General features: G+C 63.5%; 8 protein-coding genes and 2 pseudogenes. 3 read left to right on the top strand and 7 right to left on the bottom strand.

All coding sequences use genetic code 11. The features are described from left to right. Positions 1–186 precede the first annotated feature (186 nt). From leuS to holA, 3 genes are read left to right on the top strand one after another with little or no spacing between them, the layout of a single operon-like run. Positions 187–2,811: a leucine--tRNA ligase gene (leuS, locus tag ACTGJ9_RS05785; RefSeq protein WP_456676285.1), complete on the top strand. Its 2,625-nt coding sequence runs from the start codon at positions 187–189 to the stop codon at positions 2,809–2,811. Next, the gene (locus tag ACTGJ9_RS05780) at positions 2,798–3,349 is read left to right on the top strand and encodes an LPS assembly lipoprotein LptE (RefSeq protein WP_456676284.1); all 552 of its coding nucleotides are present in this window, start codon (positions 2,798–2,800) and stop codon (positions 3,347–3,349) included. The genes leuS and ACTGJ9_RS05780 overlap by 14 nt, the downstream gene beginning before the upstream one ends. Positions 3,350–3,409: 60 nt before the next feature. After that, the gene (gene holA / locus ACTGJ9_RS05775) at positions 3,410–4,438 is read left to right on the top strand and encodes a DNA polymerase III subunit delta (RefSeq protein WP_456676283.1); all 1,029 of its coding nucleotides are present in this window, start codon (positions 3,410–3,412) and stop codon (positions 4,436–4,438) included. A 170-nt stretch (positions 4,439–4,608) separates the two neighbouring features. Here holA and ACTGJ9_RS05770 read toward each other — a convergent pair whose 3' ends face one another. The 7 genes and pseudogenes from ACTGJ9_RS05770 to hemJ all read right to left on the bottom strand — a co-directional run bounded on the left by ACTGJ9_RS05770 (position 4,609) and on the right by hemJ (position 13,054). After that, the gene (locus tag ACTGJ9_RS05770) at positions 4,609–5,496 is read right to left on the bottom strand and encodes a ParB/RepB/Spo0J family partition protein (protein ID WP_456676282.1); all 888 of its coding nucleotides are present in this window, start codon (positions 5,494–5,496) and stop codon (positions 4,609–4,611) included. Positions 5,497–5,651: 155 nt separating this feature from the next. Beyond that, the gene (locus ACTGJ9_RS05765) at positions 5,652–6,518 is read right to left on the bottom strand and encodes a ParA family protein (RefSeq protein WP_456676281.1); all 867 of its coding nucleotides are present in this window, start codon (positions 6,516–6,518) and stop codon (positions 5,652–5,654) included. A 28-nt stretch (positions 6,519–6,546) separates the two neighbouring features. Then, a complete protein-coding gene (rsmG, locus tag ACTGJ9_RS05760) occupies positions 6,547–7,317 on the bottom strand; it encodes a 16S rRNA (guanine(527)-N(7))-methyltransferase RsmG (protein ID WP_456676280.1) in 771 nt (256 codons plus the stop codon). A gap of 9 nt (positions 7,318–7,326) precedes the next feature. Then, a pseudogene (mnmG, locus tag ACTGJ9_RS05755) lies at positions 7,327–9,216 on the bottom strand (tRNA uridine-5-carboxymethylaminomethyl(34) synthesis enzyme MnmG). Between the two features lie 278 nt (positions 9,217–9,494). Further along, a pseudogene (mnmE, locus tag ACTGJ9_RS05750) lies at positions 9,495–10,798 on the bottom strand (tRNA uridine-5-carboxymethylaminomethyl(34) synthesis GTPase MnmE). A 307-nt stretch (positions 10,799–11,105) separates the two neighbouring features. Next, positions 11,106–12,371, bottom strand: coding sequence for a transcription termination factor Rho (rho, locus tag ACTGJ9_RS05745; protein ID WP_456676279.1), 1,266 nt, complete (start codon positions 12,369–12,371; stop codon positions 11,106–11,108). A gap of 248 nt (positions 12,372–12,619) precedes the next feature. After that, complete coding sequence (gene hemJ / locus ACTGJ9_RS05740; protein WP_456676278.1) at positions 12,620–13,054, bottom strand: protoporphyrinogen oxidase HemJ; 435 nt, start codon at positions 13,052–13,054, stop codon at positions 12,620–12,622. Between the last annotated feature and the right edge of the window lie 100 nt (positions 13,055–13,154).

Here is a 13,154-nt window from a genome sequence, read left to right as displayed (position 1 = left end):
GCCTCGGCGCGATCGAACTCGCTCTCCAAACCGACCCCTCAATTCCATTCCAATGCCCCTCCGTACTTTTGCGGAGCAGCATTGCGGGGCCCGGCCTCCAGCGGCAACTGTTGACCCCCGACGACTTTTATGGCCTAGTCCGGCCTCTTCAGGCCGCCGAAACCACGAAAAAAACGCAACGATTCCATGACCTCCGAACGCTATAACGCCCGCGACGCCGAACCGCGCTGGCAACGCCAGTGGGACGAACAGGCGATCTTCGTCTCCAAGAACGACGATTCGCGGCCGAAATACTATGTGCTGGAGATGTTCCCCTACCCGTCCGGGCGCATCCATATCGGTCATGTCCGCAACTACACGCTTGGCGACGTGCTGGCCCGCTTCATGCGCGCCAAGGGCTACAACGTACTGCACCCGATGGGCTGGGATGCCTTTGGTCTGCCGGCCGAGAACGCCGCCATCGAGCGGAAGGTCGCGCCGAAAGCCTGGACCTACGCCAACATCGCAGCGATGAAGAAGCAGCTCCGCTCGATCGGGCTGTCGCTGGACTGGTCGCGCGAATTCGCGACCTGCGACCCCAGCTACTACAAGCATCAGCAGAAGATGTTCCTGGACATGCTCGCCGCAGGCCTCGCCGAGCGCGAGAAGCGCAAGCTGAACTGGGACCCGGTCGATATGACCGTGCTCGCCAACGAGCAGGTGATCGACGGCCGCGGCTGGCGTTCGGGTGCTGTCGTCGAACAGCGCGAAATGAGCCAGTGGGTCTTCAAGATCACGAAGTACGCGCAGGAATTGCTGTCCGCGCTGGATGGGCTCGACCGCTGGCCCGACAAGGTGCGGCTGATGCAGCGCAACTGGATCGGCCGGTCCGAGGGCCTGCTGATCCGCTTCGCGCTGGATCAGGCGACCACGCCCGCCGGCGAGAGCGAGCTGAAGATCTTCACGACGCGCCCCGACACGCTGTTCGGCGCGAAATTCATGGCGATCTCGTCGGATCACCCGCTGGCGCAGGCCGCGGCCGCGAAGAACCCCGAGCTTGGGCGGTTCATCGCCGACATCAAGAAGATCGGCACCGCGCAAGAGATCATCGACACCGCGGAGAAGCAGGGTTTCGATACCGGCATCCGCGCGGTGCATCCGTTCGACCCAAGCTGGAAGCTGCCGGTCTATGTCGCCAACTTCGTGCTGATGGAATACGGCACTGGCGCGATCTTCGGCTGCCCCGCGCATGACCAGCGCGACCTCGACTTCGTCAACAAGTACGGCCTCGGCAATACGCCGGTCGTCTGTCCCGAGGGACAGGATCCCAAGACGTTCGTCATCACCGACACTGCCTATGACGGCGACGGCCGCATGATCAACTCGCGCTTCCTCGACGGCATGACCATCGATCAGGCCAAGGACGAAGTGGCGAAACGTTTGGAAGCTGAATTGCGTGGCAACGCGCCGGTTGGCGAACGCCAGGTCAATTTCCGCCTGCGCGACTGGGGCATTTCGCGCCAGCGCTATTGGGGCTGCCCGATTCCCGTGATCCACTGTCCGACGTGCGACGTGGTGCCGGTTCCGGATGCCGACCTGCCGGTGGTGCTGCCGGAGGATGTGAGCTTCGACAAGCCGGGCAACGCGCTCGACCATCACCCGACCTGGAAGCACGTCGCCTGCCCAAAGTGCGGGGCCAAGGCGCTCCGTGAAACCGACACCATGGACACCTTCGTGGATTCGTCCTGGTATTTTGCGCGCTTCACCGATCCCTGGAACGAGAACGCGCCGACCACGCCTGCAATCGCCAACCGGATGCTGCCGGTCGACCAGTATATTGGCGGGGTCGAGCACGCGATCCTGCATCTGCTCTACAGCCGCTTCTTCACCCGCGCGATGAAGGCGACCGGGCACATCGCGCTGGACGAGCCGTTCGCCGGCATGTTCACGCAAGGCATGGTGGTGCACGAGACCTACCAGACGGCCGACGGCAGCTGGGTGCAGCCGGCCGAGGTGAAGGTCGAGGTCGGCAGCAACGGACGCCGTGCCACGCTGCTTTCGACCGGCGAGGACATCCAGATCGGCGCGATCGAGAAGATGTCGAAGTCGAAGAAGAACACGGTCGACCCTGACGACATCATCGCGACCTACGGCGCCGACGTTGCTCGCTGGTTCATGCTGTCGGATTCCCCGCCCGACCGCGACGTGATCTGGAGCGACGAGCGCGTCCAGGGCGCCTCGCGCTTCGTGCAGCGGCTGTGGCGGCTGGTGAACGATGCGGTGGAGTTCGGCAAGGCTGCGCCGGGAGCCCGTCCGGCCTCGTTCTGCCCGGATGCGACGTCCTTGCGCAAGGCAGCCCATGGCGCGCTGGACAAGGTCACGACCGGCATCGAGCGGCTGCACTTCAACGTCTGCCTCGCCCATATCCGTGAATTCACCAATACGTTTTCGGAGGTGCTGCAGCGCCCGGACCAGCCTGCCCCTGACCTCGCCTGGGCGATTCGGGAGGCCAGCCAGATCCTGGTGCAGCTGTTCTCCCCGATGATGCCGCATCTGGCCGAGGAGTGCTGGCAGGTTCTGGGCCAGCCCGGGCTGGTTTCCGAGGCCAATTGGCCGCAAATCGAACGCGATTTGCTGGTTGAAGACAGCGTGACCCTTGTGGTTCAGGTCAACGGCAAGAAACGGGGTGAGGTCACGGTTGCAACAGCGGCCCAAAATCCGGAAATCGAGGCTGCCGCTTTGGCCCTCGATGCTGTAAAACTGGCGCTGGACGGCAAGCCCGTTCGCAAGGTGATCATCGTCCCCAAGAGGATCGTGAATGTTGTCGGCTAGGATCCGCATCGCAGCCCGCTTGCTGGCGGTCGCCGCATTGGCGGCGCTGACGGCTGGCTGCTTCCAGCCGATGTATGCCGAGCATACCGACGGCACCCCCGGCTTGCGTGAGAAGCTGATGGGGATCGAGCTGCCGCCGATCGACAAGGCGAACGCTTCGCGCGAAGCCCGGGTCGGGGTCGAGGTTCGCAACGCGCTGGCGTTCAAGCTCTACGGCTCGGCCACGGGCATGCCGCCGACCCATCGCCTGGTGATCCGCTTCAACTCCAGCAAGTCGTCCCTGATCGTCGATCCCGCCACCGGCCTGCCGAACAGCGAGAATTACGGCATCGACTGCCAGTACAATCTGATCGAGGTCGCGACCGGAAAATCAGTGATGACCGGCACGACGTTCTCGCGCGTGTCCTACGACATGCCCGGGTCCTACCAGCGCTTCGCCCGCAACCGCGCGGTGCGTGATGCCGAGGATCGTGCCGCCAACGAGATCGCCGACAACATCAACACACGGCTCGCCGCGTTCTTCACCGCAGGCACTTAGTTCATTTCCCGTCATTCCGGGCTCGCGACACGCGCCCCGGAATGACGAACCTCGGGCAACATGGTCGCACTGCGCGGAAAAGAGATCGATGCCTTTCTCGCCCGTCCTGACGCGGGCCGGCCGATCATCCTGCTCTATGGACCCGATGCCGGCCTCGTGCGCGAGCGCGCCGACACGCTGATTGCGTCCGCCGTCGACGATCCCAACGATCCCTTCTCGCTTGTCAAACTTGACGGCGACGAACTCTCCGCCGAGCCGTCGCGCCTGGTCGACGAAGCGATGACCGTGCCGCTGTTCGGCGGCCGCCGCGCCATTCGCATCCGCGCGGGCTCACGCAGCTTTGCCAGCGGCGTCGATACGCTGGCCGAGATGCCGATGAAGGATTGCCGCATCGTGATCGAGGCCGGTGAGCTGCGCCCGGAATCGCCGCTGCGCAAGGCCTGCGAGAAGGCCAAGACCGCCGTGGCGATCGGCTGCTATCCCGACACCGAGCGCGATCTGGCGAAGCTGATGGAGGACGAGCTCCGCATCGCCAATTTGCGCATCGCCCAGGATGCCCGCGCCGCGCTGATGTCGTTCCTCGGCGGCGACCGCCAGGCCTCGCGCAACGAGCTGCGCAAGCTCACGCTTTACGCCCACGGCAAAGGCGAGATCACGCTGGATGACGTTATGGCCGTCGTCGCCGACGCGTCCGAGCTGAAGCTCGATCCGATCGTCGACGGCGCCTTCGCCGGCCGGCCCGATGTCGTCGAGACCGAATTTGCAAAGGCCATGATCGCCGGCACCTATCCCGGCGTGATCATCTCGGCGGCACAGCGCCAGGCCGCGTGGCTGCACAAATCCGCACTCGCGATCGCCGACGGCCAGCCTACCTCCGCCGTGCTCGACGGCGGATATCCGCGGCTGCATTTTTCACGAAAGGCTGCGGTCGAAACCGCGCTGCGCAATTTCAGCGTGGCAAGGCTCGCCGGCATCATCGAGCAGCTCGCAACCGCCGCGCTCGATACCCGCAAGCAATCGACGCTCGCCGCCGCCATCGCCCAGCGCACGCTGATGGCGATCGCCGCGAATGCGAAGCGGCGAGGCTAACGCCCCAATCTCTCCACGTCATTGCGAGCAGCGCTCTCTCCACCTGTCATTGCGAGGAGCCCTTGCGACGAAGCAATCCAGAATCCGTCCGCGCAGAGATTCTGGATTGCTTCGCTTCGCTCGCAATGACGCGTGGGAAGAGTTGCGCGTCTACCAACACTGAAGGTGAATTACAGCGCGCCCTTCGCGAGCCGCTTCATCACCTCGTCGAGCTGATCGAGGTTGCGGTAGTTGATCTGGACCGAGCCGCCGGGATCGCGGTGACTGACGGTGACCTTGAGGCCGAGCGCGTCGCTGACGCGCTTCTCCAGATCGATCGTATCGGGATCTTTCTCCTTCGCACCGGTGGCGCGTGCCTTTTGCGGCTTGCGCTCCGGCACGCCCTCTTCATGTGCGAGCGCTTCGGCCTGGCGGACGTTGAGGCCCTCCGCGACGATACGCTTGGCGGCGGCGAGCGGATCGGGCACGCCGATCAGCGCACGGGCATGACCGGCGGTCAGCTCGCCGGTTGCGATGAAGGCCTGCACTTCGGCCGGGAGCTTGGTCAGCCGCATCATGTTGGCGACGTGGCTGCGGCTCTTGCCGACGACTTTTGCGATGTCGTCCTGGCTGCGTTTGAACTCGTTGGCGAGCGCGTGATAGCCCTGCGCCTCTTCCATCGGGTTGAGGTCTTCGCGCTGCACGTTCTCGACGATCGCGAATTCCAGCGCATCGCTGTCGCTGATGTCGACCGGCACGATCGGCACTTCATGCAGGCCGGCCATCTGCGAGGCGCGCCAGCGCCGTTCACCGGCGATGATCTCGAAGCGATCCTGCGCGCCCTTCACGGGGCGCACCACGATCGGCTGGATCACACCGTGCTGCTTGATGGACTCCGAAAGCTCCTTGAGCTCGGTGTCCGAAAAGGTGCGGCGCGGGTTGCGCGGATTGGCCTTGATGAATTCGATCGGCACCTTGCGCTGTGCGCGTGGACGGTCGACGTGCTGAGCCTCGCCACCGACGTCACCGATCAGACTCGCAAGACCTCGGCCCAGTCGCGAACGCGCTTCGTCGGCCATTGCCAGCTCCCTTGGATTCACGCTGCAGCACTCCAGAACTGAATTTCAGATCGTAGGGTGGGTTAGCGAAGCGTAACCCACCATTGGTTTGTTCGCGGCGGCAGACGTGGTTGGTTACGCCTTCGGCTAACCCACCCTACCGACCCACGGCACCGCTAATGCGCCACGCGCAGCTCGCGCTCGCGCTGGATCACTTCGGTGGCGAGGCGCAGATAAGCTTCGCTGCCGACGCATTTGAGATCGTAGACCAGCACCGGCTTGCCGTAGGACGGCGCTTCCGAAATGCGCACGTTGCGGGGGATCATGGTCTTGTAGACCTTCTCGCCCATGAACTGGCGGACGTCGGCGACGACCTGGTTCGAGAGATTGTTGCGCGAGTCGAACATGGTCAGCACGATGCCATGGATCGACAGGCTCGGGTTGAGCGTCGAGCGCACCTGCTCCACCGTCTGCAGCAATTGCGACAGACCTTCGAGCGCGAAGAACTCGCACTGCAGCGGCACCAGGATCGCATCCGACGCAGCCATCGCGTTGACCGTGAGCAGGTTGAGCGACGGCGGGCAGTCGATCAGCACGTAGGTGTAATCGGCCTCCGGCGAGACGTTGTTGTTGAGCGCGCCGATCGCGTCGCGCAGCTTGAAGGCGCGGCCGGGCGTGGTGCCGAGCTCGAGCTCGAGGCCGGACAAATCCATGGTCGAGGGCGCTATGTGCAGCCGCGGCACCGCGGTCGAGACCACCGCTTCGCGCAAGCTGGATTCGCCGATCAGCACGTCATAGATCGAGCACGAGCGGTTGCGTCGATCGATGCCGAGGCCAGTGGAGGCGTTGCCCTGCGGATCGAGATCGACGATCAAAACACGCTCGCCAATCGCCGCGAGCGCCGTGCCAAGATTGATCGCTGTGGTTGTTTTTCCCGCTCCGCCCTTCTGATTCGCCAGCGCCAGGATGCGCGGGTGACCATGCGGGACGTTATCGGTTTCCTGGTCAGTCCGGCCTTGCTGCGGCTCGTCAATCACGGTCATCGAAATTCCCCACTCGCCCCTGAACGCATCACCCGCGCCGTTCGGCGGAAGTCAGCTCGACGATCCACCCGTCGCCCGTGCGGCTTTGGTGGAGCTGCGGCTGAATATTCCAATATTTAGCGGCTTCGGTCAATTCAGCCTCTACATCTTGGCCCTTGAGAAACAACGCTTTTGCGTTCTTGCGCATCAGCGGCTCCGCAAAGCCGATGAGTTGATGTAGCGGAGCCAACGCGCGGGCAGTGACGCAATCGACCGGGCCGGTGATTCTATCCACATTATCCCCGATCTCAGCGAGATGTACGACCCCCGGAGATGTGGTGACGCGGATAGCTTCGCGCAAAAAGGCGGCCTTCTTGGCGATTCGCTCGACGAGGTGGACGCTGGCGTCCGGTGTCCCGGCAAGGGCGCAGGCCAGCACGACGCCGGGAAAGCCGCCGCCGCTGCCGAGATCGGCCCAGCGCTTTGCTGATGGTGCGAGATCGACCAGCTGAAGCGAGTCGGCGATGTGACGGGTCCAGAGCTGCGGCAACGTCGAAGGCGCGACGAGATTGGTCTTGGCCTGCCACTCCCGGAGCAGTGCGATGTAGCGATCGAGCCGAACCTCCGTTTCATGTGAAACGGACGCGAGCTTCAACGCTTCACGCTTGTCGGCGGCGATGATGGAGTCGAGCGCCTGATGGCTGGCGCTGGCCTTGTCGGCCTTCGGCCTGGCCGGTGCCGGTTCGGATCGACCAGCGCCCTCACCTGTTCCGGGTCGTCGGGATAGCGGTTTGTCCCCGCCCGATCCGCGCTGTTTCACGTGAAATGCCTATGCGATTGCCTTGGAAGTTGCCTTGGAAGTCTTCCGAGCTTCACGGCGGAGGTAGGCCGCGAGGATGCCCAGCGCCGCCGGTGTCATGCCATCGATCCGGCCGGCCTGGCCGACTGAACGGCCGCGCCTTCTCCAGCTTGGCGCGGACTTCGTTGGAGAGACCGGGGACCTGCTGGTAGTCGACCTCCGACAGCACCATCCCCTCATCCCGCCTGAAAGCTTCGACGTCGGCGCTCTGGCGTTCGAGATAGACATCGTACTTGGCATCGATCTCGAGATGGGTGGCGATGACGGAATCGATGGCGGACAGTTCCGGCCAGATGGTGCGGACTTGGCTCCAGCCAATGTCTGGATAGGCCATCAACTCGAAAGCCGATCGGCGCTGGCCATCCCGGTTCAGGGACAGTCCGTGCTTGATGGCCTCGTTCGGCGTGATGGTCAGCGACTTCGACAGCATTCGCGCCGCGTTCAGGGCATCCATCTTGGCGCGGTGATGCCGGGTCCGGGCACTGCCGACACAGCCCAGCGCGATCCCCTTCTCGGTCAGGCGCTGATCGGCATTGTCTGCCCGCAGGGTCAGCCGGTATTCGGCCCGCGAGGTGAACATCCGATAGGGCTCGCTGATCCCGCGGGTGACGAGGTCGTCGATCATGACCCCGAGATAGCCATCTGCCCGGTCGAACACGGTGAGTGCAGCCCCGCTGGCGGAAAGTGCCGCATTGAGGCCGGCTACGATGCCCTGCCCGGCAGCTTCTTCGTAGCCCGTGGTGCCATTGATCTGCCCGGCCAGGAAGAGACCACGCAGACGCTTGGTCTGCAGGGTCGGATCGAGCTCCCGGGGATCGATGTGGTCGTATTCGATGGCGTAGCCCGGACGGACCATCTTCACCCGCTCCAAACCGGGGATACTGGCGAGGATCGCCAGCTGGACCTCTTCCGGCAGCGAGGTCGAGATGCCGTTGGGATAGACCGTGGTGTCGTCGAGCCCTTCCGGCTCCAGGAAGATCTGGTGGCCGTCCCGGTCGCCGAAGCGGACGATCTTGTCCTCGATCGAGGGGCAATAGCGCGGACCGGAGCTCTTGATCTGGCCGGAGTACATTGGGGAGCGATGAACATTGGCGCGGATCACGTCATGGGTGGCGGCCGTCGTCCGGGTGATCCCGCACTGGATCTGCGGGGTCGTGATCCGCTCGGTCATGACCGAGAACGGCTCCGGGGCTCGTCTCCGGGCTGCATTTCGACCGCGGACCAGTCGATGGTGGAGCCATCCAGACGCGGCGGCGTCCCGGTCTTCAACCGTCCAAGTGTGAAGCCGGCGCGCTCGAAGGACGCGGAAAGACCCGTCGCCGGCGCCTCACCGACACGGCCGGCGGGCCAGTTCTTCTCGCCGAGATGGATAAGACCGCGGAGGAAGGTGCCGGTGGTGACGACGACAGCCCCGGCCCGGAGCACCCGACCGTCTGCCAGGCGCAGTCCGGTGACCCGGCCATCGGCCACGATCAGGTCGTCGGCCTCGCCCTCGATGACTGAAAGATCCTCGGTCTCCTCGATCGCGGCCTGCATCGCAGCTGTATAGAGCTTCCGGTCGGCTTGCGCCCGCGGGCCACGAACCGCAGGACCCTTGCGCCGATTGAGAACGCGAAACTGGATGCCGCCGGCATCACCGACCCGCCCCATCAGACCATCGAGCGCATCAACCTCGCGCACCAGATGCCCCTTCCCGAGACCCCCGATGGCCGGATTGCAGGACATCGCGCCGACGGTCGAGAACCGGTGCGTCACCAGAGCGGTCGTCGCTCCCATCCGAGCGGACGCAGCCGCGGCTTCACAGCCGGCGTGGCCGCCGCCAATGACGATGACGTCGAAAGGATCTCGCTCTGATCGCATGGGCGGACTTCTAGCTCAGCGGCAGGAAAGCCGGAAGCGGAAACTCGGCGACGCCAGCGTTTCACATGAAACGACGTAGTCGGAGGCCAACCCGGTTCGCGAAGACAACCCCATGCACAGAGTGCGTCGGGTCGATTACTGTTTCACGTGAAACAGAACACTCCGTCGAGTGTGGAGCACCGGGAACGCACGGCACCTGTTTCACAAGGAAGCCAGAGGCGCGTTCGCAGAAATACAAGGAGTGGAACAAACCCTAGTTCTACATTGAAGAACTAGCCTTACTTTCCAATGCAGAACTTCTGGAAAATGGCCCCGAGCACGTCCTCGACGTCCACCCGACCGAGCAGCCGGCCCAAGGCATAGGCGGCGGCACGCAGCTCTTCAGCGGCGAGTTCTTCGCCCTTGTCTATAAGCTCCAGGCTCCGGCGCAAGCTGTCCGAGGCCCGGCCCAACAGATCTCGTTGCCGGGCCCGGGTCACCAACGCGCCCTCGGCGGTTCCGAAAAAGTCAGCCGCGAATTTCACGAGGGCTTCGACCAGTTCTGGAATGCCGTCGCCCCGGCTCGCAGAGATGCCGAACTCGCCGGATGATCCTGTCCCCCGAGATCGATCTTGTTGCGCACGATCCAGACCTGACCGCCGGACTGAGCGACGGCGCGCTCGCCCTCCACCAGCCACAGCACGAGGTCGGCGTCTTCGGCCCGCGCCCTCGCCCGGCGCACGCCTTCCTGCTCGACGGGATCGTCGGTCTCGCGAATGCCGGCGGTATCGATAATCGTGACGGGATAGCCATCGAGATCCAGCTGCACCTCGATGACATCGCGGGTGGTGCCGGCGTGGGGCGAGACGATTGCGACCTCGCGGCGCGCAAGCTGATTGATCAGCGTCGATTTGCCGACATTCGGCTCGCCTGCGATCGCAACCACCAGGCCGTCGCGCAAGCGTTCAGAATGTCCCTGTGCCGCAAGGACCTTTGCAATTTCATCGTGCAGCGCTTGGATCGCTTTCACGGCCGGCGCCATCAATTCCGCGGGCACATCGCCCTCGTCGGAGAAATCGATGCCCGCCTCGATCAGCGCCGACGCCTCGATGATGCGCTCGCGCCAGTCGCGCGCGCGATCGCCGAGCAGGCCCTGCAATTGCCGCAGCGCCTGGCGGCGCTGGCGATCTGTGTCGGCGTGAATGAGATCGTCGAGGCCCTCGGCCTCGGTGAGATCGAGCTTGCCGTTCTCGAACGCGCGCCGCGTGAACTCGCCGGGCTCGGCGGCCCGTGTATTCGGAATTAGAGAAATCGCAGCGAGGAGCGCGGCCAGCACGGCGCGTCCGCCATGGACGTGGAATTCGGCGACGTCCTCGCCCGTCGCAGTCCCCGGCCCCGGAAACCAGAGCACGACCGCATCATCGATCGGCTGGCCCGCACGATCTCGCAGCAGCCGCCGGCTGGCCTGCCGCGGCGCGGGCAGCTTGCCTGCGAGCGTTGTCAGCACCAGGCCAGCCTGCGAGCCCGAGACGCGCACCACGGCGATCGCGCTTGGCGGACGACCGGACGACAGCGCAAAGATGGTCTGGTCTCGCGGGTGCACAGCCTATTTGTCCGGCTGGCCGGGAAAAGGCAAACGGCCTGTGCTTGGGCGGCCATGACCCGTTTTGCTGCGTCCTAAACCTGCAGCCATAAAATATTGCAATGCAACAATCCACATCTACTGCAGAATGCCTCCGCCGACGACCACCAAGGTATCGACAGTCAAGTATTCGTAAGCCATATCAACGAGATACTTGAAATCTGCTCCGACGTAAAGTTCACCTCGATGCTGCACTTTCTGCGCAGCAATTCCGCACAACAAAAAGGGCGCCCGAAGGCGCCCTCAAAATTTTAGATAGACACCCGGCTCAGGTGTTCATGGAGTCGAAGAACTCCGAATTGCTCTTGGTCGAGCGCAGCTTGTCGAGCAGGAAGTCGATCGCATCCATGGTGCCCATCGGGTTCAGGATGCGGCGGAGCACGTACATCTTCTTCAGCACCTGATTGTCGGTGATGAGCTCCTCCTTGCGGGTGCCGGAGCGCGAGATGTCGATGGCCGGGAACGTGCGCTTGTCCGAGACCTTGCGGTCGAGAATCAGTTCCGAGTTACCGGTGCCCTTGAACTCTTCGAAGATGACTTCGTCCATGCGGCTGCCGGTATCGACCAGCGCGGTCGCGATGATGGTCAGCGAGCCGCCCTCCTCGATGTTGCGGGCGGCACCGAAGAAGCGCTTCGGGCGCTGCAGCGCGTTAGCGTCGACACCGCCGGTCAGCACCTTGCCGGATGACGGCACCACGGTGTTGTAGGCGCGACCCAGACGCGTGATCGAATCGAGCAGGATGACGACGTCGCGGCCGTGCTCGACCAGACGTTTGGCTTTTTCGATCACCATCTCGGCGACCTGGACGTGACGCACAGCCGGCTCGTCGAAGGTTGACGACACGACCTCGCCCTTCACCGAGCGCTGCATGTCCGTGACTTCTTCCGGACGCTCGTCGATCAGCAGCACGATCAGATAGCATTCGGGATGGTTGTGCGTGATCGAATGCGCGATGTTCTGCATCAGCACGGTTTTACCCGTGCGCGGCGGCGCGACGATCAGCGCACGCTGGCCCTTGCCGATCAGGGCGACGATGTCGATTACCCTTGCAGACAAGTCTTTTCGCGTCGGATCGTCGATTTCCATGCGGAAACGTTGATTCGGAAACAGCGGCGTGAGGTTATCGAAATTGACCTTGTGCTTGGCCTTTTCCGGATCCTCGAAATTGAGCGTGTTGACCTTCAGCAGCGCAAAATAGCGCTCGCCCTCTTTCGGGCTGCGAATGTGGCCTTCGATGGTGTCGCCGGTGCGCAGGCCGAAACGGCGGATCTGCGAGGGCGAGACGTAGATGTCGTCCGGGCCCGGCAGATAGTTGGCATCGGGCGAGCGGAGAAAGCCGAATCCGTCGGAAAGCACCTCGACGACGCCCTCGCCGACGATGTCGGTCTCGGCCAGCGCAAGCTGCTTTAGGATGGCGAACAGCAGCTCCTGCTTCCGCATGGTGCTGGCATTCTCGACCCCGTTCTCTTCCGCGAACGAGACGAGCTCGGCCGGCGTCTTCGACTTGAGGTCCTGGAGCTTAATTTCCCGCATTGGGGTGGTCCTGTGGGGTAACCTGGGGAGGGGGTGCGAGGAGGCTCTGAAATGCGGACGCGAAAAGGTAAGGTCCGCAGGTCTGGCAAGGAGAGTGCCGGTGGGGGCTTCAAACCTGATGCGGTGTCCGGCTTCTGGAAAGCTCGGACACAACCACATCCGCCTGCGTTGGGTGGGATATCGCTAATATAGAAAATCGCTTCCCACTCCGCAAGCCGAAGCGGTGAGCGATCGTCCAGGATTGCTGCCTAGAACGGCTTCACGATCACCATGATGACGATGACGATCAGCAGGACGGTCGGCACCTCGTTGATAATCCGGAAGAATTTCTGGTTGTGCGGGCGCCTGTCGGCAGCGAAGTCCTTGAGCCAGCGGGAAAAAAAGCCGTGGAGCGCGGACATCGCCAGCACCAGTGCCAGTTTTACGTGCAGCCAGCCGAAAGTGAACCAATGGCCGGCCCAGGCAAGGTAGAGCCCGGCGAGCCAGGTGACGATCATGGCAGGGTTGATGATCGCCTTGAGCAGGCGGCGTTCCATGACCTTGAAGGTTTCCGACTGTTTCGAACCGATCTCGGCCTCGCAGTGATAGACGAACAGTCGCGGCAGATAGAGCATCCCGGCCATCCATGAGATGACCGCGATCACGTGCAGCGCCTTGATCCAGAGGTAGACGTCTTCAAACATGTCCGGCGTCCACCTTTGCGTCCAGCCGTTCGGCGATCTGGGGATAGTAAGAACTCGTTAAGGTCTCACCTGCACACATATCTCTCTGGAGCGCCCTTCT

This window comes from Bradyrhizobium sp. RDM12, from assembly GCF_051917485.1.
Classification (GTDB): domain Bacteria; phylum Pseudomonadota; class Alphaproteobacteria; order Rhizobiales; family Xanthobacteraceae; genus Bradyrhizobium.
The sequence above is the reverse complement of the archived record's forward strand: the minus strand, read 5'-3'. Positions and strand labels throughout refer to the sequence as shown.